The organism is Roseivirga spongicola (assembly GCF_034376045.1).
GTDB classification, from domain to species: domain Bacteria; phylum Bacteroidota; class Bacteroidia; order Cytophagales; family Cyclobacteriaceae; genus Roseivirga; species Roseivirga spongicola.
This window is the reverse complement of the sequence record NZ_CP139724.1, coordinates 3,621,253-3,643,508: the sequence shown is the minus strand read 5'-3', so window position 1 is coordinate 3,643,508 and position 22,256 is coordinate 3,621,253. Positions and strand designations below refer to the sequence as shown.

Annotated in this window: 14 protein-coding genes; 5 read left to right on the top strand and 9 right to left on the bottom strand. The window is 40.8% G+C overall.

Features of this window, described 5'->3' with window-relative positions:
- Nucleotides 1-519 precede the first annotated feature (519 nt).
- From T7867_RS16230 to T7867_RS16210, 5 genes are all read right to left on the bottom strand, one after another.
- Nucleotides 520-3,126 (bottom strand): FtsX-like permease family protein, encoded by a 2,607-nt coding sequence (locus T7867_RS16230; RefSeq protein WP_273513264.1) that lies wholly within the window; start codon nucleotides 3,124-3,126, stop codon nucleotides 520-522.
- Nucleotides 3,126-3,452: a PadR family transcriptional regulator gene (locus T7867_RS16225; protein WP_317038758.1), complete on the bottom strand. Its 327-nt coding sequence runs from the start codon at nucleotides 3,450-3,452 to the stop codon at nucleotides 3,126-3,128. The genes T7867_RS16230 and T7867_RS16225 overlap by 1 nt, the downstream gene beginning before the upstream one ends.
- A gap of 93 nt (nucleotides 3,453-3,545) precedes the next feature.
- On the bottom strand, nucleotides 3,546-4,283 hold the full coding sequence (gene modA, locus T7867_RS16220; protein ID WP_068221999.1) for a molybdate ABC transporter substrate-binding protein: 738 nt from the start codon (nucleotides 4,281-4,283) through the stop codon (nucleotides 3,546-3,548).
- A gap of 159 nt (nucleotides 4,284-4,442) precedes the next feature.
- On the bottom strand, nucleotides 4,443-7,361 hold the full coding sequence (locus T7867_RS16215) for an FAD-binding and (Fe-S)-binding domain-containing protein (RefSeq protein ID WP_068222001.1): 2,919 nt from the start codon (nucleotides 7,359-7,361) through the stop codon (nucleotides 4,443-4,445).
- Between the two features lie 284 nt (nucleotides 7,362-7,645).
- Nucleotides 7,646-8,233 carry a hypothetical protein gene (locus T7867_RS16210; protein ID WP_157717657.1) on the bottom strand — a complete coding sequence of 196 codons (588 nt, stop codon included), beginning with the start codon at nucleotides 8,231-8,233 and terminating at the stop codon, nucleotides 7,646-7,648.
- An 88-nt stretch (nucleotides 8,234-8,321) separates the two neighbouring features.
- Here T7867_RS16210 and T7867_RS16205 point away from each other — a divergent pair, with 88 nt between their 5' ends.
- Nucleotides 8,322-8,543 (top strand): hypothetical protein, encoded by a 222-nt coding sequence (locus T7867_RS16205; RefSeq protein WP_068222005.1) that lies wholly within the window; start codon nucleotides 8,322-8,324, stop codon nucleotides 8,541-8,543.
- A gap of 33 nt (nucleotides 8,544-8,576) precedes the next feature.
- On the opposite strand, the gene T7867_RS19705 is transcribed toward T7867_RS16205, so the two are convergent.
- The 4 genes from T7867_RS19705 to T7867_RS16190 all read right to left on the bottom strand — a co-directional run bounded on the left by T7867_RS19705 (nucleotide 8,577) and on the right by T7867_RS16190 (nucleotide 12,153).
- A complete protein-coding gene (locus T7867_RS19705) occupies nucleotides 8,577-8,651 on the bottom strand; it encodes a CPCC family cysteine-rich protein (protein WP_157717708.1) in 75 nt (24 codons plus the stop codon).
- 73 nt (nucleotides 8,652-8,724) lie between these two features.
- On the bottom strand, nucleotides 8,725-10,062 hold the full coding sequence (locus tag T7867_RS16200; protein ID WP_068222007.1) for a sensor histidine kinase: 1,338 nt from the start codon (nucleotides 10,060-10,062) through the stop codon (nucleotides 8,725-8,727).
- Nucleotides 10,052-11,428: a sigma-54-dependent transcriptional regulator gene (locus T7867_RS16195; protein ID WP_068222009.1), complete on the bottom strand. Its 1,377-nt coding sequence runs from the start codon at nucleotides 11,426-11,428 to the stop codon at nucleotides 10,052-10,054. Before T7867_RS16195 ends, T7867_RS16200 begins: the two co-directional genes overlap by 11 nt.
- A gap of 263 nt (nucleotides 11,429-11,691) precedes the next feature.
- Nucleotides 11,692-12,153, bottom strand: coding sequence for an endonuclease domain-containing protein (locus T7867_RS16190; RefSeq protein WP_322299562.1), 462 nt, complete (start codon nucleotides 12,151-12,153; stop codon nucleotides 11,692-11,694).
- Between the two features lie 404 nt (nucleotides 12,154-12,557).
- On the opposite strand from T7867_RS16190, the gene T7867_RS16185 reads away from it, so the two are divergent.
- The 4 genes from T7867_RS16185 (at nucleotide 12,558) to T7867_RS16170 (ending at nucleotide 22,246) form a co-directional block, all read left to right on the top strand.
- Entirely contained in the window at nucleotides 12,558-14,921 is a 2,364-nt protein-coding gene (locus T7867_RS16185; RefSeq protein ID WP_068222013.1) for an ABC transporter permease, read from the top strand.
- Nucleotides 14,922-14,957: 36 nt separating this feature from the next.
- Entirely contained in the window at nucleotides 14,958-17,321 is a 2,364-nt protein-coding gene (locus tag T7867_RS16180; protein WP_068222015.1) for an ABC transporter permease, read from the top strand.
- 80 nt (nucleotides 17,322-17,401) lie between these two features.
- Nucleotides 17,402-19,801, top strand: coding sequence for an ABC transporter permease (locus tag T7867_RS16175; RefSeq protein ID WP_084375696.1), 2,400 nt, complete (start codon nucleotides 17,402-17,404; stop codon nucleotides 19,799-19,801).
- Nucleotides 19,802-19,873: 72 nt separating this feature from the next.
- Nucleotides 19,874-22,246, top strand: a complete 2,373-nt coding sequence (locus T7867_RS16170) for an ABC transporter permease (protein ID WP_068222019.1) — start codon at nucleotides 19,874-19,876, stop codon at nucleotides 22,244-22,246.
- The last annotated feature ends 10 nt before the right edge of the window (nucleotides 22,247-22,256 follow it).

Below are 22,256 nucleotides of genomic sequence, written 5' to 3'. Positions count from 1 at the left end.
GTGGCTGTCTAAACTCACAATATGGTATGGGGAAATTAGGCTCCAGAGGAGCCCAATGTCATAACATCTGCAACTCGACCGGATTATTAAGCTTCGTAGAAGCGAAATAAGGTAAAGCACAAATGATAATTGAGGGAACAAGAGGGAGGCAGCCTTTCATTTGAGGTAGTAATGCTTATACCCTTTATTTTTTTGAGTAGGCTGGATTGCAGGATAGTGTCTTTGATGAGGTTTATTTTGATTTTATCGGCCCTCTCGCTTCTATGAAGCTCAGGTTAGCTTAACCATTGATGGTTAAGACATTTCGCCACTCTGTGGCTGAACTAATCTGCTGGCTTGGTTGGAGGGGCTCTGGATGAGCCTTATTTCCTATCTAATAGAACGTCTAGCCACAGAGTGGCGTTATGTCATAATTATGAGTTATCCTACTATTCCATTAAGCTTCGTAGAAGCGACATCGCACAACGTACTGCCCAGAGATTAGTCGCATAGACGAGTTTGTGAAGAAATTCCGTCTACTCAATCATTTCTTAGGTTTTCTGCCGGGTTGATCCTGATGATCCTTCTGCTTTGCCAGAATATGGCAGATAAACCGATTATGATGGTCAATAGGCTGCTTACAAATACTTCTGCGAAGTGAACACCACCACTAAACTTATTGTAGATATTCACAAAGAGATTATCATAGAAAAAATAGGCTCCAGGTATGGCAATTAACAAGGCAATTAGCCAAAGCTTTAAGAACATTCCCGAGAGGTTTCCGAAGAGCGTCATGGCATTGGCGCCAAGTATCTTACGAATAGCCACCTCTTTACGCCTGTTTTCGGTAGAGTAAACAACCATCCCCAATAACCCAAGACTAGAGATTGTAATAGAGATTAACGCCAAAAAGCCGAAGATTTTCATGGCCGTAAACATAAAGTCATAACTCTGAGCCACAATACTTTCTAAATACCTAGGTTGAAATTGGCTTTCAGGTTGAAGCTTATTCCATGCGGCTTCAATGTTAGCCAGTGTTGCATCACCATTTACTCCGTTAAGTTCAATAATCGCATAATTATAAGCCGATTCATTTAGCCGCATTACCATAGGTTCAATTCTTTCGTTAAGCGGTTCGTGATTATAATCTGCTACTATACCAACAATCTGAACTTGCTTGTCGGCTAACTGCCTGATTAAACTGTCTTGAGGGTTATTCTCAATATTGTTGAGAAGGCTCAGCAGCTTCTCATTAACCAGCACCTGTTCAAATTGAATATTACTCAATTGGCTTTCGCCCCAAACCATTTTAAGATTCATTTTATCAATGAATTCTTCACTGATGTAAACCTCTCTAACTAGAATAGAGTCGGTCAAATCATCACTGTAGAAATAATTCGTTTTGTTCAAGGGTAAACCAGGGATGTTGGAACTGAAACTTATGTCTTCGACCCCATTTATAGCTTGCAATTCATTTTGAAGTACGGCTACATTGTTCGACTCAAGAGGTAAGATAATTCTGTTTTCTTTGGCAAAACCTGGGTCATAAGTAATGGTGTGCGAGTACTGCCTTAATACTACACCAATGCCAATCATGAAAGAGAGCGAAAGAATAAACTGAAAGACTAGAAGCCCTTTTCTGAAGCCAGAAATCGATACTTTTTTGTTACTGGTTCTGTTGTTGATGGCTGAAATAGGAGCGATACGAGCAAGGTAAAGAGCCGGTAATACTCCTGTAACAAGGCCTGTTAAAATGGCAAAGCCTAAGAACATGATGATGACAAGAGGAGTCATCTCAAACGTCAAGGCTTCTGCACCAACTAGCATAGAGGTAAACTCTCCTTTTATAAGGTTGAAGAGTACGGTCGAAAGCAATAAACTGATAATGCAGACGATAATTGTCTCTACCAAAAACTGTCTGATAATGAATTTATTAGGGCTTCCAATAATTTTTCTAATGCCAATTTCTTTGGTTCTATTGAGTGTGTTGGCAATGGCCATGTTGATGTAATTGAAACACGCTGGAATAAGCACCATAAGCGATACTCCAATAAAGTACAATAGCCCATCGTACCCGAAAATCACACCAATTCTATCTGAGTAATTGGGGCCTGGGTTGATCTCAGTTATGGCCTGAATATGATAAGAAGCTTGAGAAGATTCCAAATCAAAGAATGCTTGGCCGCTTTGACCTAAGTTGCCTACCATTGTTTCTAGGTCACCTTTAGAAGCCTCCGACTTAAAGTAGAAATAATTGCCGCTAAAATCTGTCCACCCTGCAGCACCAATATTGTTTCCGCGATTAGTACCTGAGATGTTTGCTAGCAAATCGAACTTGAAATGGGTACGCTGAGGGAAAGGCGCCAACACACCACCAATTTCGAAAATACCATCTCTTTCTGTTTCAACGGTTTTTCCGATAACATCCGTAGAGTTGAATAATTTTTCAGCCAGCTCATGCGTAATGATCACGCTTCTGGGATTATCAATTACGTTAGCATTGCCTCTTTGTAATTTGAAATCAAAAAGTTCAAGGAAGCTGGGTTCGGTATAGTAACCATACATCTGAATAGGCTCTCCCAGTGATTTGATAGTAGGGAAGAAATGATCGTTAATAACTGCACTATTTGTGATTTGCTGGGTACTGTTACGTAATAATTCTGCCAAGGCAGGAGGGGAGGAAGCAAAGTGATTTCTGTCTCCTGAAGTGGTTAGCTTTGTTGTGATTCGATAGATGTCTTCCGAATCTTGGTGGAACCTATCGAACTGTTTAAGATCCGACACCATGGCTAGGCAGAGTAAGGCAACCGACATGCCTAAGGCTAAACCAAAGACGTTGAGCCCTGTAAAGAGCTTTTGTTTTTTTATGTTCCGAATAGAGATTTTAATGTAGTTGAGAATCATTGTATTGAGTTTTTGACCAGAATAATAATTTGAAAATGACCTGTCTTTCTTGCGCTTTCTCAGGGCGTAGGAGAAAGAGAGTTTTATAACTTCTAACCAGTAGAAGAGGCGGGCTCTAAATTCCCCTTTCGATTCTAACTTATCTTCATAGAGTTCCTGCAGATCGCCTAAAAGATCTTCATTCTGAGCCTGACCACTTGCCCAGTGAAAGAGTTTAGTTGCGAGTTTAGGAGCTTTATGCATTAGCCAACTGATAAGTTGATTTTAGAGTTTTGCCAAAGTTCATCACGAAGGCTTTTCATGTTGTTGAGCGCTTCCTTAGCACTTTGTGTGATCTCGAAATAGCGTTTTCTACGTCCACCACGTTTGGCTGTAGGCTCTCCTAAATAGGAAACGAGAAACCCTTTTTCTTCCAAGCGTGTGAGAGTGGAATGCAAGGCACCCAAGCTCATTTTACGATTAGCCTGCTGCTCTATCATTTCCAAAATGGTAGTTCCGTAAGCTTCCTCAGCCAGATTCGCTATGGTTAACAAAACGAGTTCTTCAAACTCACCCAAATAGCCCTTCATAATATGTTTCTACTTTTGATATTAAATATAGGACGGCAACAATAGAAATATGTTTCTACTTTTCATAAAATATGACTAAAAAAATTGAAAAGGCTATCTGTAGCCAAAATTGCGTAGAATGGAAAGGCCTTTTTCAGATCTCACAAATGTTGCAAATGCCTCAGCTTCCTTTCCTAAGCCTCGGTCATTTTTAAGTATAACCATAGCCTGATTGATAGGGGAGTGCAAGCTATCAGCTATGGTGATCCAATTGTCATGGGTTGACATATTAGGAGAAAGGACAACCGATTTGGCTGTGAAGCCCATTTCCGCAGCCTGAGAGATGATAAATTGGTTGACCTGAGAAATACCTTCTCCAAAGACAAATTTGGACTCATTGGCCTCATACAAATTCAATCGCTTAAGCACTTCCTCCGCAGCGAGTCCATAAGGAGCAGTTTTGGGGTTGGCCAATGCGGTATGCGATACCTCTTTAGAACTCAGTTGATCCAAAGAAACTAACAGATTTTCCTTCATAGACCAGAGCACCAATTGTCCCTGAGCATAGATAACAGGTTCTCCAATTGTGTTTCCTGATGCCTGAAGTGCTTCGGGGAACTTGGTATCGGCTGAGAAGAAGAGATCGTAAGGAGCACCCTGTTGAATTTGCGCAGTCAGTTTACCAGAAGAGCCAAGGATGATCTCGCAATCAGTTCCGGTCTCAGCCTCATAAGCCTCAACCAAGGCACTCATAGCAAACTGCATATTGGCAGCGGTGGCGATGGTGAGCGAGCTTTTTTTGGGGGAACAGCTGAATATCGCTAGAACTAGAAGGAAACCTAATTTATTCATTATCATGAATCTAGTGATTAGTCTTGAGTCTTGGGTCTTGAGCTAATATTTTGTCCGTCATTGCGAGGGAGGTACGACCGCGGCAATCTCCTTGTTTTTGGGCAGAGACTGCTTCGTGCCTCGCAGTGACGTTCAAGATCTAATCGCGAAACAATGACATTATCTCAAAACACTTAATAAAATCTCCACCACATGCAGCGCCTTTCTCCCTGTTCCGTCTTTAATCTGATGACGGCAGCTGGTGCCTGAAGCGGCAATAATTACTTCTTCCGGTTGCTTTCTCACAGTAGGGAAGAGTACTAATTCTCCAATCTGCATGGAGAGCTCATAGTGTTCCTTTTCGTAGCCAAACGACCCGGCCATGCCACAGCATCCTGAAGGAATCATGTGCACTTCAAAGTTTTTCGGAAGACTCAGAATCTTCTTAGTAGGAGTCATGCTGGAAAGCGACTTCTGGTGACAGTGTCCATGAACTTTAATCAGCTTCTGCACCTCTGTAAACTGTTCCGCTTTGATATGGCCTCGGTCAATTTCTCTAGCCAAGAATTCCTCTATAGTGAAAGCATATTTGGCTAAATTTCTAGCCTTTTCCTGCAATTCACCACGAGTTAAGCCGATAAACTCATCTCTGAAGGTAAGTATAGCGGAAGGCTCTATGCCTACTAAAGGCACTTCTTCCGAGACTATATCCGCAAATAGCTTCACATTGGCTTCGGCCAATTCCTTGGCTTCATCCAACAATCCTTTGGAGAGCTGTGGTCTGCCACAATCTGGGTGATCTACGAAAGTCACTTCATAGCCCAGTTTGTCCAACAATAGGACCGCCTTCTTCCCGATTTCAGCATCGTTGTAATTGGTGAATTCATCGCAATAGAAGTAAACCCTTTTCTCTTTCTTTTCAGGTCGGAATTCTTTGTTCAGCCAATGTTTGAGTGGCTTCTTGGCCAGTTCAGGCATGCTGCGCTCTTTAGCGAATCCTGCAATCGACTTGGCCAGATTTCCTGTAACCGAGTTGCCAAAAACCAGATCGTAAGCCCATGGAGCTTTGCTGGCCAGCTTCATGCTTTTGGAGAAATGAGCGATCCGTTTGGCCCTAGTTGGAACGCCCTTTTCCTGATAATATTGATATTGCCACTCGGCCTTGAGTTTGGCCATATCCACATTAGACGGACATTCTGAAGAACAACCTTTGCAACTCAGGCAAAGATCCATCACTTCTTTAATTTCTTCGTGAGCGAAAGGATTAGCCTTGTCTGAACGAGTCAGCATTTCCCTCAAAATATTGGCTCTGGCTCTAGTGGTCTCCTTCTCGTTTCTGGTGGCCATGTAACTCGGGCACATGGTGCCGCCACTGAGTTCCGATTTGCGACAGTCTCCCGATCCATTGCAAAGTTCAGCGCTACGAAGAATCCCCTGATTCTCGGAGAAATCGAACATGGTGTCGAATTCTCTGGTCTCCTGATCTTTCTCATAGCGAAGCGAACTGTCCATAGGAGGGGTGTTCACTATTTTGCCGGGATTGAAGATATTCTGCGGGTCCCAGATTTGCTTCATCTGCTTGATGAGCTCATAATTGTGTTCACCCACCATTTGAGGAATGAACTCGCCTCGGAGTCTTCCATCACCGTGCTCTCCTGAAAGCGAACCTTTGTATTTTTTAACCAGTGAAGCAATTTCTTCGGCTATGATTCTGAATTGCTTTTGTCCTTCTGCCGTCTTGAGGTTCAAAATGGGACGCAGGTGCAGTTCTCCAGAACCGGCATGCGCATAATGCACGGAGTATAAGCCATGTTTTTGGAGTATCTGGTTGAACTCTTCGATATAGGCAGGTAAATCCTGCACATCTACAGCTGTGTCTTCAATAACCGGAGCAGCTTTGGCATCGCCAGGAACATTAGAAAGAAGGCCCAATCCAGCTTTTCTGAGGTTCCAGACGGATTTAATCTGTTCTCCCTGAATGACGGGATAGGCATAACCTCTTCCTTCACTTTTTAAGTCAGAGATTAAATCAGTGACTTTTTGGTCGGCTTCTTCAGGTGTTTCGCCATTCAATTCGACCACCAGAATGGCTTCAGGATCGCCTTCTACAAAGAAGCGTAGTGCACGATACATTGGGTTTCGCTTGGTTGCTTGTAGAATGTAATCATCCATCAGCTCACATGCTGATGGAGCATATTTCAGTGCTACCAAATTGGCTTTTAGGCTATCATCTATTGTTGCTGAGTGAATGCAAACCAGTCGCTTGTTATTAGGTGGAAGAGGAGTGAGCTTGATCTTCGCTTTGGTAACCATGCATAGTGTTCCTTCTGAACCAGCGATCAGACTACAAAAGTTAAAAGGAGTGCCATTTTCAACAAAGGGCTCATGCCTAAGTAGCATATCCAGCGCATAACCTGTATTTCTTCTCGGTATATCGGCCTTAGGGAATTGCTCAACGATCTCTTTTTGATTCGTTTCATCCTTCAACATCTCTCTGGTTTCAAAGTAGATGTTATTGTGAAGCAAACCTGTTGTAGAAAGTCCGTTGCATCGGTTTAAAAACTCGCCTGTATCCATCGGACCGAACCAAGTCTCTGAACCATCGGCTAAAATGGTTTCTACCTCTAAGAGATGTTCTCTCGTACTACCATAAACCACCGAATTAGAGCCGCAAGAATTATTTCCAATCATACCGCCAATCATGGCTCTGTTGGCTGTAGAGGTCTCAGGTGCAAAGAAGAAACCGTAGACGGCTAGGTGCTTGTTCAGGTCGTCTCTAACGATTCCTGGTTCAACCCAAGCGTAGCCTTCTTCAGCATTTACTTCAATGATTTGGTTGTAGTTTTTGGAAAGATCTACCACAATGCCACCGCCCACTACCTGACCAGCGAGAGATGTCCCTGCCGTTCGGGGGATCAGTGAACTATTGTTCACCGAAGCAAACTTAACCAAGGTAATTAGGTCTTCTTTTCCTTCGGGAATAACCACAGCAAGAGGTAATTCTCTGTAAGCCGAAGCATCAGTGGCATATAGCCTTCTGTGGGTTTCGTCAGTATATAAATCTCCTTTTAGGGAGTCGCGTAATGGCTGCCAATTCATGAAGAGGCAAAATAACAGGAGTGAATTTTTAAAGGAAGTGGTACAGGGGAATTATTTGTGCAATCGTAATAGCATAATTAGTCTTGGGGGCTCCCTAAGACTTTGAATAGGCAGTCAAGGGCGGTCAAAGCGAGACGCTTTGATTAGTGGAAGAAGCCTATATATTGATCTTTCTAGCCATTATTATTCAGGTGATTATTCTTTGATAGGCCAAGTAAGGGGTGATTTTTCCAGTTTCTAGTCTTGGGCGAGATGCCAAGACTAGATTGAGATGAAGCTGGAGTTTACTTTTTCCTCTTGCCAAGCCTAAACGCTAATGACAACTCCAGAAAATTTCCGTTAGAATTGAAAACATTAAATCCATGGATTCCAGATTTGTTTTCTGTTGGTGTTGAGTTCTTATTGCTATAGTTGACTTGATAAAAACCTGCATAAGGTTTAAAACTGAGTCCCAAGGAAAATCTTCTCGTTATGTCGTAATTGATACCGGCAAAGCCATATAGATAAAGTGAATGCACGTCATATTGCCGATTATAATTAATGACCCCATTATTATTTACTCTTTCTTTAACTCTGACAAATGAATATCCTATTCCTCCACCAAATCGGAAAAATGCCCTTGATGAAAGAGGATATCTCCACTCTCTTCCAGCTTCAAAACCAATTCTATTCTGATGCTGAAAACCGGAGTAAGCACTCCCATAAAGACTGAAATTCCATAGTTTTCTTTCTGACCCGAATCGGTAGGTGATACCTTGATCTTGAGTAGTTGCGAATAACCCAATTTCTTTCGTAGCTGAGCTGTCTTGTCCATGCACGAGACTCGAAACAAATAGGGCGCAGCCAATGATTATTTTTGTAATATGTTTCATTGATGGTGTTGTTTGATTTACTCAATGATAGTCGTCCTCCTATTCCAGAACAAAAGTTTGAATCGAGTTTAACTTTTATTCAGGTTTATTGGAATCAGTTTTAAAAAATCAGTTAAAAGATGGTCTAAGTGAGATGTTGAAACTAGGTTTTTATGAGACGCCTAAGACTGGGTTTAGGAGTGGACAGGTTTCCATTACCAATAGAGAAACAGAATCAGATGAGTTATTCACCCAACTAGAAGTTTATGTATTGATCTTTTTGGCTATCATAATTCAGGTGATTATTCTTTACAGGCCGAGTAAGGGGTGAAAAATAGAATGGTAGATTAGCAAATTGCAAGAACTAAATGAACCGAATATCATACGCCCCAATTTCTTCTAAGGTGAAATAATCACAACAAGGGCATTGGTATTTCATAATTCAAATCTCAATGTTATTTGGAGATTCCCGCCTACGCGGGAATGACGTCTAAATTTAATATATGGATATCCTAAAAACTCAAAACAAAACACGCTCCCTTACCAATTTCACTTTCAACTCTTAGGTCGCCACCATGGAGTTGCATAATCTGTTTGGATAGACTCAGTCCAATACCTGAACCTCGCTTTTTAGTGGAATAGAAAGGCATAAAGATCTTCTCTTTGGCTTCTTCGGTAATGCCTTGTCCGTTGTCTTGGATTGAGACTTTGGTATGTCCATCACGGAAATCAACTTTTACCTCAACTTCTCCGTCTTCTTGGTTTTCAATAGCTTCACTAGCATTCTTGATCAAATTAATGAGCACTTGCTCGATTAACTGATCGTCTAAGTTTACAATGGTTTCCTGTTTTAAAACCTTCAGTGTCAGCTGATTTTCCTTGAATTCATTCTTCATCAGAGCCACCGCACTTTCGACTACTTTGTTAATATCATGCTTTTGTAGGTTTGGTTCGGGCAGGTTGGTGTAATCTCGATAAGCATTGATAAAGTTGATTAATCCATCTGAACGACCTGATATGGTGCGTAGACCTTCTTCCAGGTCGTCAAGGCTATCATCTGGTATCAGGTTAGCATCGGGCTTTCTGGTTACATCTTCTGCAATAATTTCCTTTAGCGTTGAGGTGAGGGATGAAATAGGGGCAATGGAGTTCATAATCTCATGCCTCAACACCTTGGTCAGGTTTTGCCAGGCTTCCAACTCACGCGATTGCAGTTCAGCCTTAATGTCTTGGAAGGCCAACAAACGAAACGATTCATTTCCTAATTTATAACGGCTGATAAATACCGCTAACTCGTTGCCGTTCTTGGTTTTATAAATGATTCTAGAATGATTTCCCAGTTCCTTCAGTATCTCCCTGATTTCAAGGTAAGACCGATTGATTGACACATTTCTATCATTATTCAGGTTCAGTAGGTTAAGAGCTGAGCGGTTGATGAACTTCACCTTGTTTTCTTCATCGATGGACACAATACCAGAAGCTATGTTTTCAACCACCACCTGCAATTCCTGAAAGAACTCTTCACGCTTCTGACGTTCCAACAAAATGGCATCAATCACTTCTTTGAAAGCCATATTCAGTTCCTTGAAGGTCTTTCCCAGCTTATTGTCATGGGTAAAGCTCATGTTGAAGTCGTTGTACTTGATGGCATCGAAAAAGCGTCTGAGCTTCTTGTTGGTGCTTTCTATGTAGTTGAAAAGCTCAAAGACTTCAAAGATGATCAGAAAGCCGGTAACCACAGTGGTTACGTACTTTTCATCGAAGAAAATTAGATATACAAAGGCAGATACGGTGATGAAAAGAACAATCACCCGAAGCAGTACAAATAAGCGGAAACGGTTAAAGCCCATACTTCTCTAATCTTCTGTATAGTGACGAACGCGTAAGTCCCAATTCCTGAGCGGCATGGGTAATGTTTCCGTTGTGCTTTGCCAAGACTTTGCGGATGAGAATTCGCTCTACATCTTCCAGATTATACTGCTCCAGATTGATCTCGCTTTGGTCTTTCGGCTGATTCGAGGCATTAAAGAAGAAGTCTTCCGGCTGCAGAATGTTGTCTCTGCTCATAATCACAGCTCTTTCCACAGCATGCTGAAGCTCTCTAACATTACCAGGCCAATGGTATTTCTCCAATCGCTTCACAGTGGCTTCTGAGAACTTGTAAATGTCTTTGTTGTATTTCTTAGCAAACTGCTCCAGATAATGTTCTGCCAGTATTCTAATGTCCTCGTTGCGTTCTTTCAGCGAAGGCAAGGTAAGCTCAATGGTGTTGATACGATATAGCAGATCTTGCCTAAATTCCCCCTTTTGCACCATTTCATAAAGCGGCATGTTGGTGGCACATATCAAGCGAATGTCTACATCAAGTACTTTGTTTGAGCCAACGCGAGAAATACGTTTATTCTGCAAGGCTGTCAATAATTTGGCCTGAAGAGCAGGAGAGAGGTTGCCAATTTCATCGAGGAAGAGAGTGCCGCCATTGGCTACTTCAAATCTACCAGCACGATCTGTTTTGGCATCGGTAAATGCACCACGCACATGACCAAAAAGTTCCGACTCAAAAAGGGTCTCAGTGATAGCTCCCAAGTCTACCGTAACGAAGGGTTTATCAGCTCTTTTGGAATTGCGGTGAATGGCTCGAGCAATGAGTTCCTTACCCGTTCCGTTTTCACCCAGAACTAGCACATTGGCATCGGTTTCAGCTACTCGTTCAATGGTGTCAAACACCCTGATCATAGCCGAAGACTGACCAATAATGTCTTTGAACTTATGATCCAATTCTTCACGCATAAGTTCCTGTTGGTCTTTGAGTTGCTGAACTTCTGCTTTAGAAGATCGAAGCTGAATAGCTGATAGCATTGTGGCTAGCAGTTTCTCATTTTCCCATGGCTTCATCACAAAGTCTGTTGCTCCAGCTTTGATGGCTCTTACCGCCATATCTACCGAGCCAAAAGCTGTGATAAGCACCACCACGGCAGACGGATCAATCTCCAGAATTTTATCTAACCAATGAAAGCCTTCCTGACCTGAATTCACATCTTGTGTAAAGTTCATATCTAGCAGAATCACATCATACGATTCATTTTTAAGTAGGTCAGGAATCAGGGTGGGATCTTTCTCCAGATCAATCTGCCCGAAATGGCGTTTCAGGAAAATACGAGCTGCTTTGAGCAGGTCTTCGTTGTCGTCTATAATGAGTATGCGTCCTGTTTTCATGTTTGGGTTTCGGTGATTTTAATCCTCTTAACTCTCTTTTAAAAAAGGTAAATTATTAGCAGATAAACATCTTTGGAATTGATCTGAATGATGTTTGTAAGGATACTCCTCCTTGGCGAAGGAGGTTGGGAGGATTGACCTAGTCACTAATCCTCCTAGCCCCCTTTTCAAAAAGGGGGAGAGTTGCTGCCATAAATTATTTACTTTTTCCATAGTCGCTTTGCTTTATGCATATGCTTCTGGTGGTTCTAACTCTAGTACGTTTATTTTCCCATAGGCTTCCTGAGCAACGGCAGAGGTTCTGGGGATTGACTGTTTCCTTGTCTTCCTTTAATCCCTTCAGGTACAAATTCTTTCAGATAGTGATAAACCGCATTTACATCTTCTATTACCAACTTTTCGGGAATTCTAATGACCTGATAACCGAGTTCTTTCAATCTATAGTCTCGAATTTCATCTTCCTCAACTATATGGTCATGATATTTTCCATCCAATTCGATGATCAATTTCAATTCGCGACAGACAAAGTCAACTATATAGTTTTCAATAATGAATTGCCTGTTGAATTGAAGTCCGTAAAAACCTTTGGCTCTGAGAACGTATTTCCAGAGTATGGCCTCACCTGGTGTCGACTCATTTCTAAGTTTTCTGGCGTTGTGTTTTAAGTGTTTGTTGTAGGTGGTCATAATGGATTTATCATCTAATCCCCCTAGCCCCCTTTTCAAAAAGGGGGAGGGTTTGTGCTAGGTTTTATTTTTCTTGTAATAAAACAACCTTTTACTGATGCCTGATTTATCGTCATTCCCGCGCAGGCGGGAATCCCTTACGGATCTTGTTTTCATTGGAGATTCCCGCCTGCGCGGGAATGACGTTCTAAAATGTATTCACCCTTAAACCCCTTAAGGGGCTTTTTTTATTTTAGGCAGAGTTAAAAAGCTTAGCAAATCAATCCTTCCTCATGAATATACACAAATACTACCGTCCGCCAGCGAACGGTAAAGTTCGTCAGCGAATAGTTTAAGTTGAGGATGTGTTTTTAAAGCACTGTAAATCAGGTTTTTAACTTTGGCATATTGCTTGGAAAGAAAATGGTGGGTTAGAGCCCAATGGTCAAAATAATTCAACACTCATGTTTAAAAACTACTTCAAGACTGCTAGCCGATATCTTCTCAAAAACAAAGGCTACACGTTCATCAATGTATTTGGTCTGTCGATAGGCTTGGCAGCTTTTATAATGCTTGGTCTGTTCGTAAAGGTTGAGTTTAGTTACGATGAGCATTTGAGCCAGAAAGACCAGATTTATCAAGTCTTTCTTAAGGATACTACTGATAAAGCTCCTGATTTTGCCTTACAGACCATGGCACCTATGGGGCCGCTAATGGTTGATCAAGTACCTGAGGTAGCGGCAAGCACTCGTTTTGGTACTATGCATAAGAAAGTGTTGAAAATGAACAACCAGAGGTTTTTGATCGAAGGAGTTCGTTACACTGATCCGGAAACACTCGATTTCTTTGATGTTAGTCCTGCTACTGGTTCTTCCAATTTGAAGCTAGGGAAGAGTGATATTATCTTATCAGAAAGTGAGGCAAAGAAGGTTTTTGGTTCGGTTCAGGCTGCAATTGGAGAATCGGTTGAAATAGTTGAGCTCGGCACTTTTCAAGTAGGTGGTGTTTTCAACGATTTACCAGATAATACTCACTTGGATTTCGATTACCTTATCTCTTTCGAGAATGCCAATGATGCTTTTTTCTCGGGAGTCAATTTTATTATGGAGAAAACAGTCTTCGATTGGGGTGTGGTTTCTGCTTTTCCTTTATATGTCAAGTTGAATGCTGAGAACCTAGATATTGAGTCGGTTGAAGCAAAAATGAATGCGGCCTTAGGGCTACATCAGAGTAATAGGGTTACCAAATTACTCCCTGTTAATGAAATTTATTTTTCAGACCTGAGTCATGGTTACTTTGGGAGAAAAGGAGAAAAAGACAAAGCTCAGCTCTACCTAATTATTGCGCTGGTCATTTTAGGTGTGGCCATTATCAACTACATGAATTTGGCTACGGCTCGCTACTCTAAACGATCTCGAGAAGTTGGTATTCGCAAAACAGTTGGTGGGCATAAAATGCAGCTGGCCAGACAGTTTCTAACAGAATCTTTCATCATTACATTTATCGGTTTAGTATTGGCTATTTGTTTGGTTGAGCTTTGTTCTCCAATACTAAGCAACTTTGTAGATAAGTCGATTGGTGTTGATTACAGTGCACCAGAAAGCTATCTTATTCTATTATCAATTGTTATAGCTGTAAGTTTCCTAGCGGGAATTTACCCCGCTTCATTCCTTTCCAGATTCAATGCCATTGAAGTACTTTCTGGTAGAGCAACGGGCGGTAAGAAGGGTTCAAAATTTAGAACTGCGCTGGTTGGTTTTCAGGTGTTTATTTGTCTTGGTCTTATATCGGTGACAATGATTGTTCTTCAGCAATTCAAGCACATGTCGAATTTAGATTTGGGCTTTGATCACGATCAAATTGTGGGCGTTTCTTTGGCCGATAAAGGTGTAGCTGAGAATTATGAAACTTTCAAAAATGAGTTAACCAAGAATGCCTCAATCGAATCTGTTACAGGGGCTTCTTTCTCTGTTTTCGATGGTAGTGCCAGCTTCTATATGGATCCGGAAGGAATGGAAGAATCTGTGCCCATCACTTTTATGAATGTCGAAACGAACTTCGCAGAGCGTTTAGGAATCACAATTAAAGAAGGTGATGATTTCTCTTCTGAAGGTGAGTTAAACAGAAAAGGAATACTCATTAATGAGACTGCCCAGGAAGAATTCGGTTGGGATACTCCAATTGGTAAAACCATAAGCGATTATAAAGTCATTGGCCAGGTGGAAGACTTTGTCTATGGATCGGCCAAAGAGGCAATACAACCTTTAATGATTGTACCTTCGAAAAGTGGCTTTACTTATGCTTACGTTAAGATTTCAGGGGGAAATATTAAGTCTGCCATGAATCATCTGCAGTCAACCTTTGAAAATTTCGCAAGTGATTACCCATTCGATTACAGTTTTCTAGACGATGTCTTCGCTAAGAAGTATGAACAGGAGCAGAAGCTTTCTCAAGTCTTTTCAACCTTTACAGTGTTGGCCATTATTGTAGCCGGTCTTGGGATTTTAGGGCTTTCCATCTTCATTGCTGAATCCAGAATTAAAGAAGTGGGAATCAGGAAAATTCTTGGTGCCAATATTGGTCAGTTAATCTGGCTTTTAAATAGTGGCATCACCAAGCTCATTCTTATTGTAGCACTCATCACCCTGCCTTTAGTTTACCATTTTATGTCTGAGTGGCTCGATGGTTTTGTCTACAATATTTCCATCAGTGTTTTCACTATGCTTATTCCACTCATTGCCTTGATCGCAGTAGTCTGGATTATACTGATATTTCAATCCCTTAAATCGGCTTATGCTAATCCTGTAAACGCTATTAGAACAGAATAAGGGTTAGGATGAATCACTCACAAATCAACAAAAGACATGAATAAACTGGCACAATTCCTTAAAAGTGGCTTCAAGTCCTTGAAACGAGAGCGGTACTATGCGCTGCTCAACATTCTTGGACTTGGTTTAGGTATTTTCTGCTTTCTACTCACTTCGCTTTATGTGAAAGATGAGTTGACCCATGATAAATGGCATAAGAATGCAGAGAATATCTATATGCCACAACAGATTTTCGAGTCAGAGCAAGGCTCTATGATGTTAATGCCATCTTTTGCCATTGGGCAGGGGTGGGTAGATGAAATTCCTGCGGTTCGAGACTATGTGAATATTAGCTCTGAAAAGCATAGAGACTACATCATTAATGAAAGTGAGTTTAAAACCAAGCAACTGGTCTTTACCACTGGCGCTCTATTTAGAATCTTTGATTTTAGTTTGGCTTTAGGCAACCCAGAGAAAGCCTTAAGCGAACCCGATGCAATGGTTATTTCTCATGAAATAGCCAGAAAGCATTTCAAAGGTGAGAACCCTTTGGGAGAGTACATTGAAGTAAAGGGAATTGGAACCTATAAGGTTACTGGAGTGCTCAATCCAATCCCCAGTAATTCTCACTTACAATTTGAATTTTTAGTGCCTATCGACTTTACCAAAGACCCTTATACTGGACTTGAAAATAACTGGCAATTTGGTAGTGGCTATCACTATTTACTGATTGACGAGGGCTCTGATATGGAAAAGCTCTCTGATGAAACTTTGGCTATGCTTGAGAAGCATACAGGAAATAAGCAGGCAATGCCTTTTAGGTTCAACAAATTCTCTGAGTTGTATATGTCTGGCAGTGCTATGAGAACTGGGGATAGCATGTTTGGTGGGCGGAAGAAGTACGTGGTTATATTTAGTATAATAGGAGCTCTTATGCTTCTGGTTGCGTCTTTTAATTATATCAACTTGACCACTTCAAGGTCTTTTGCCAGAGCAAAGGATTTTGCAATCAGGAAAGTGATTGGTGCGTCCAAAGCTAGGTTAATTGCTATTCAGTTGGGTGAAACGTTTTTCATTGCCTTGCTAGGTCTGGTCATAGCGCTAATTGCCTTAGAACTTACTTTGCCATCGATTAACGAATTGATAGGAAAGAATCTTTCCCTCCAGATTCAAAGAGACCCTTCAGTATTATTTCTTCCAGCATCTGTATTGGTGTTAGTAATGCTGCTTTCAGGATTGTATCCGGCACTTATTGGAAGTCGTTTTAATTTATCAGCTTCATTAAAAGGCAAGTCGCCCAACTCTAGAGGAACAGTCATTCGTAAAGCTTTAATCGTCATTCAATTCACTATTTGTACAGGGGTTTTGGCAAGTGCTTTAATTATCCGCTTCCAAGCTAACCACATGATCAATATGGATTTGGGATATAATACCAAGAACATCATTTCAATAGAGATGAGAAGAAGTGGCCTTTATGACAAAATGCAAACCTTTAAGAATGAAGTTCAGCGTTCGGCTATAGTTGAAGGAATTGCTTCTGGTCCAATTCCTACCAGCGGTGGGGCTATGATAATCAATATTGGCGAAGAAGATAAGGTTCAACAGTTCTTTGGGTACAGTGCTGCCGACAAGAACTTCATCAATATTGCTGATTTGCAGATCGTTGCTGGCAATTCTTTCGCAAATGTAGATGAGTCGGCTTTGGCTAATGGTGTAATTATTAATGAAGCAGCTTGCGAGCTTTTGGATCTTTCTCCAGAAGAAGCTATTTCTACAAAAATTCCAGATTCTGAAATGGAAATTGTAGGGGTTATTAAGAACTATCATACAAGTTCTACAAAGTCTAAAATTGGCCCTCAAATCATCTCTTATGATGAAGATCAGCTTAGCAATGTATTGATCCGATACAAGGCAGGTGATCAGGATAAAGTGGTTGCTCATGCTGAAGCAGTTTTGGCAGAGTTGGGATATACTGAGCAATTGAAATACAACGTAATTGAAAATCATTTTGAAAACGCCTTCAAAAGGGAAGAAGCGCTGATCTCTATTTTCGATGGTTTGACCATTATGCTGATTTCAGTGGCGGGTCTTGGTCTATTTGCCCTTGCCGTTTTCGAAAGCCAGATTAGAGAGAAGGAACTTTGTATACGCAAAGTGCTTGGTGCTAATTCTTTAACCTTACTCAGGAACTTGAATATGCGTTTTGTGCTATTAATAGGTCTGGCCTTGATAATTTCTATCCCGATTACCCAGTACCTAATTGGTAGTTGGTTAGATGCATTTCCTTATCGAATAGATTCAACGGCCAACTACTTCATTTTAGCTGGTGGCGTTGTAATGGTCCTAGCCATTGTAATGCTATCTATTCAAGGAGTAAATAGTGTGAGGAAAAACCCGGCCGAAGTGCTTAGAAGTGAATAAAGGTCAGTTCAATCTTCCTTGTTTGAAGTTCAAAATTGAGCCAACATGGAACATGAAACTTAGAACATAAAATTAATACCATGCTCAAAAACTATCTGAAAATCGCCATTCGAAATATCCGTAAACACAAAGGATATTCATTCATCAACGTCTTTGGGCTTGCCGTAGGGATTTGTTGTTGTTTGCTCATTTTCCTTTATGTAAAAGATGAGTTGACTTACGACAGGTTTCACACTAATGTAGATAGAATCTACCGCATCAACTCTGAAATTGATTGGTTTGGGAACAAAGACCTCATGGGAGCTTCTAACTTAGTTGAAGCCAAAGAATATGCAGATAGAATTCCTGAAGTAGAGGCTTTTACTCGGTATAAGAGTACTGCCTTAGTCATCAAAAAAGGGGAAGAGTATGTGAATCAATATGGGGCATTGTTTACCGATTCTGGAACCTTTGACATATTCGATTATGAGGTTTTAGACGGAGCTCTTGATGGAGCATTGGACGACCTCAACTCAATAGTGATTTCCAGAAGCATTGCGGAGAAGTATTTCGATAGAGTGAATGTAGTTGGAGAAGAACTCACCATTAAGCTAGAAGGAAAGCTGGAGCAGTTCATCATTCAGGCAGTTTTTGAAGATTTTCCAATTAACTCATCATTAAACCCGAATATTTACTTTCCATTAGAAAAGTCAAATGACTTCAGAAACCTGAAACCTGAAAGAGCTTGGAATAATATAGGAAATACATCTATTCTAATGCTTAGAGCAGGTTCTGATCCTTTAGAAGTTGAAAAGAAACTTAGGGAAGTTCGTCTTCAATTGAATCCGGAAGAAGATTCATGGGCGAGAGGTATTATGAGCTATTTAGAACCTCTGAAGAGTTTCCACTTGAATACAGAGGTTCAGGGTAGCTCAGGCGTTTCCAATGCCAGCGACCCTACCTACTCTTATATTTTAGGAGGAATTGGATTGCTGATTCTAATTCTAGCCTGTATCAATTTTGCCAACCTATCGGTGGCAAGGTCTATTCCGAGAGCCAAAGAAATTGGTTTGAGAAAAGTGCTAGGTGCGCAGAGAAAACAAATTGCACTTCAGTTTTTAGGAGAGGCGTTCTATGTTTCAGTCATAGCCTTTGTACTTGGCCTTATTCTGGCTGAATTACTTTTGCCAACCTTCGGTCAATTAACAGGGAAGGATTTTTCTTCCAGAATATGGAATGATGCCTACTTAATAGGAATCTGTTTGGGAGTAGTGGCTTTCAGTGGCTTAATGGCTGGCTCATATCCTGCCTTCTTTGTGTCTCGTTTTTCAGTCCTCAAAAGCCTTTCTGGCAGGGTGAAAATGAGTGGTAGACAGTACCTCACCAAAGGTTTGGTGCTCTTTCAATTCGCTATTGCTGCCATTTTGGTAATTGGTACCATTGGTATGAATCAACAGATTTCCTTTCTACTTAAAACCGACTTAGGTTATAACGATAAGGACTTGGTTTCAATGAGTATTAGGGGCAGCGAGAAGCAGGCTAACATTGTAACTAGTGAGCTGGCCAAAGATCCGAATATTACCAAAGTTGCCCTAGGTGGTGATTTCTCTTCCGCTACTTCAATGGGTTATGGAGAGGAGGAGTTTTTCTGTGTTGTTTCTGCAATTGACACGAGTTTTATTGATGTTCTGGGTTTGGAGCTACTCCAAGGTAGAAATATTAAACAGACAGAAGACGCCTATATAAGAGGACAGGATACACTGACAAACATAGTTGTCAATCAAAAATTCTTGGAGAAGATTAAGTTTGATGGAGATCCAATTGGGCTCTACATCACAAGTGGAGGCGATGAGGAAGAAGACGCTTACCGCATAGTGGGGGTGGTCAATGACTTTATTTATTCATCGGCTAAAAGTGGAGTTTCTCCAATATCATTTATAGCAGGAAGCGCTGAAAAGGGAAGTTTTAATAAGGTGAATGTCAAGCATAGCGCTGGATACGCTAGTGAAATAGAAGGAAAACTAACTGATGCATGGAGAAAAGTAGACCCATATACGCCTTTAAGCTTTTCATTTGTTGAAGAACAGAATAGAGAAAGCTATTTTGATGAGAAGCGGTGGAGATCCATTATTACTAGCGCTACTGTTATTGCCATCATCATTTCATGTCTCGGGTTATTCGGAATGGCACACCTTTCTTCTCAACAGAGACAGAAAGAAATTGGTGTAAGAAAAGTATTAGGGGCAAGTGTGAGGGAACTGGTGTTTATGCTCAATCTGAGTTTTACCAAATTGGTAGCTATTTCGGCCATAGTGGCTATTCCAGCAGCTTATTACTTCTTAGACGATTGGCTTTCAAACTTTGCATTTAGAATAGACTTAGGTGTGTTGGTTTTCCTTATTCCAACCCTGATAACGCTTTTTATCGCGGTATTAACGGTGAGTATACAGTCTTATAGAACAGCCAATGCTAACCCAATTAATTCATTGAGAGATGAATAGAACTGTTCAAAGTTTCAAGTTCAAAGTTGAACCAATATGAAATCTAAAACCTAGAACATAAAACTAATAAACATGCTAAAGAACCACCTTAAACTCGCTTTCAGAAGACTGATCAAGAATCGGTTTTACACCCTCATTAACCTATTGGGTTTATCGGTTGGTTTTGCATCTGTATTGATCATTTTCCTTTTTGTAAAGAAGGAGAGGGCGTTCGACAAGTTTCATTCAAAACTGGATAGGATTGAGCACTTGGCAATTGTAACAGAACGGGATGGTACCGCCCAGAAATCAACCAGAACTTCAGGGCCTATTCTGGTAGAACTAGCAACTGATTATCCAGCTATAGAAGCTTTTAGTAGATATGAATTATCTGGAGGAAGCAAATTTGTATCCGATTCCACAATATCCGAAGATCTGGCCATTAGCCACAATACCTTTCAGGTCGACTCTAAATTCAATGAGATATTCGATTTCAAACTTAAATATGGTCAGTACCCAGATTTTGATAATGATCATAGTGCAATAATCATTACAGAAAGTAAAGCGAAGGCATTATTTGAAACAGGGCAGAAGGCAATTGGGAGAAGCGTGTTTAGTAGTTTTAACAAGGAGGAATATATAGTGAAGGGAGTGATAGAAGACATTCCTGAAAGTTCTTCACTTCGTTTTGATTGTCTCACCTCTCTGATGGGAGCCTATCCATCGGTAGAAGGTAAAACAAGTTTTATAAAAATGTGGGGGAATAACATCGTTAATAATGTGGTGTTATTCAAGAAGGGTGTCACCCGTGAACAAAGAGAGTTAGTTGCTCATGAAATTGCTGAGTTATACAACACCAGAGTAGTTCATCAGGAACTTCCATCAAGTTTTGAATTTCAGCCTTTTAAAGAAGCCCATTTCGACTTAGCCACCAATGACCACTTCAGTGACCAGACAGATGAAAGTTACCTGCTGATATTTAGCACTATTGCTTTGGTTATTCTTTTCGCTTCGCTTGCGAATTACTGCTCTCTTACCCTGTCTCAATCAGTTGAAAGAGTTAAGGAGATTGGCGTAAAAAGGACAGTTGGTGCATCAACCATGAATCTCATCAGCCACTATTTTTTCGAGTCTGTAATACTTACTTCATCAGCTTTTATTCTGGCTCTGATCATAATAGAGGTTTCAGTTCCGGAAATAGAAAGTGTAATCAATAAGAGCTTGGGTGTACAAATTTTTAGTGACCTAACACTTCTATCGAAATGCTTTAGTGCAGTTGTGCTTGTGTCTTTTCTTTCCATACTTTATCCTGCTTATATAGCTTCTAGAAGGGGCTTGAGCAATTTTAAAGCACATGGTAGTTCAGCATTATTCCGAAGAACATCATTTATCTATGTTGTTAATTGCTTTCAAGCAGCCGTATTCGTTTTTCTATTGGCAGCTACTTTGTTTGTCAATCAACAGTTAGATTTTGTTCAAAACGAGAATCTGGGCTTTAACAAAGAGCATGTTTTGATGGTCTCAGTGAATACACGTGAGTCCATTTTCAAGAAGAATGAACTGAAAGCTACTTTCGTCAAGAGCCCATATGTGCAGCATGCTGCAATATCAAGTTCTTATCCGGTAGAGCATGCCCGCCCAACATATGCAGCGAAAGAGGAACTGAATTTTATTCAGTATACAGCCGATGCAGAATTTCTGGGGGTATTTGATTTCGATTTGATAGAAGGCAGGCCACTAGAAAACCTCGAACACCACAAGAATTACACAATACTAAACGAAACTGCTGTGGAAGCTTTGGGCTTTGATGAACCGATAGGTAAAAAATTCAACGGAAAGGAGATTATAGGTGTTGTGGCCGATTTTCATGCAGAATCGAAAAGAGAATTGATTAAGCCTCTGGCCATTCGATTGTTCGAGCATGATGGTTTTGGATGGATTTTGATGCGGCTAAAGTCAGATAATATTCAGGCTGCTATGGATGATGTGCTCGAGCGATACGAAGAGGTAACAGGAAGCAGCAAGATTACTTACCGATTCTTTGATGAGCAGTACGACAAAATCTATGCTTCGGAGAAGGTGATCAAGTATTTGATGCAGATTTTTACCGGTATTGCCCTCCTGATTTCCTTCTTCGGAGTGTTTGGGTCGAGTTCCTATACGGTGAGGCGAAGAGTGAAGGAAATCAGCATTCGCAAGGTGCTAGGCGCGAATCTGATCGATCTAAATAGAGCCATCAACAAAAGTGGTCTTAGATACCTTGTCATCAGTGCTCTGGTGGCCATTCCATTGTCGTATTGGTGGATCAACGATTGGCTAGCTCAATTCTCATATCAGATCAATGTTGGTGCCTTAAACTACGCTCCGGTTTTAATGATTACAGCTTTGTTAATTATTCCTGCTATGCTTTTTCAGGTGGTTAAAGTGTATCACACTAAGACAGTTAACTATTTAAAAGATGAATAAATGAGTTCAA

Excerpts from the sequence above, each read along its gene's own strand:
- T7867_RS16175 (WP_084375696.1), top strand. The coding sequence starts at position 17,402 with ATGCTCAAAAACTATCTGAAAATCGCCATTCGAAATATCCGTAAACAC.
- T7867_RS16225 (WP_317038758.1), bottom strand. The coding sequence starts at position 3,452 with ATGAAGGGCTATTTGGGTGAGTTTGAAGAACTCGTTTTGTTAACCATA.
- modA (WP_068221999.1), bottom strand. The coding sequence starts at position 4,283 with ATGAATAAATTAGGTTTCCTTCTAGTTCTAGCGATATTCAGCTGTTCC.
- T7867_RS16200 (WP_068222007.1), bottom strand. The coding sequence starts at position 10,062 with ATGGGCTTTAACCGTTTCCGCTTATTTGTACTGCTTCGGGTGATTGTT.
- T7867_RS16170 (WP_068222019.1), top strand. The coding sequence starts at position 19,874 with ATGCTAAAGAACCACCTTAAACTCGCTTTCAGAAGACTGATCAAGAAT.
- T7867_RS16215 (WP_068222001.1), bottom strand. The coding sequence starts at position 7,361 with ATGAATTGGCAGCCATTACGCGACTCCCTAAAAGGAGATTTATATACT.
- T7867_RS16210 (WP_157717657.1), bottom strand. The coding sequence starts at position 8,233 with ATGAAACATATTACAAAAATAATCATTGGCTGCGCCCTATTTGTTTCG.
- T7867_RS16185 (WP_068222013.1), top strand. The coding sequence starts at position 12,558 with ATGTTTAAAAACTACTTCAAGACTGCTAGCCGATATCTTCTCAAAAAC.
- T7867_RS16195 (WP_068222009.1), bottom strand. The coding sequence starts at position 11,428 with ATGAAAACAGGACGCATACTCATTATAGACGACAACGAAGACCTGCTC.
- T7867_RS16180 (WP_068222015.1), top strand. The coding sequence starts at position 14,958 with ATGAATAAACTGGCACAATTCCTTAAAAGTGGCTTCAAGTCCTTGAAA.
- T7867_RS16230 (WP_273513264.1), bottom strand. The coding sequence starts at position 3,126 with ATGCATAAAGCTCCTAAACTCGCAACTAAACTCTTTCACTGGGCAAGT.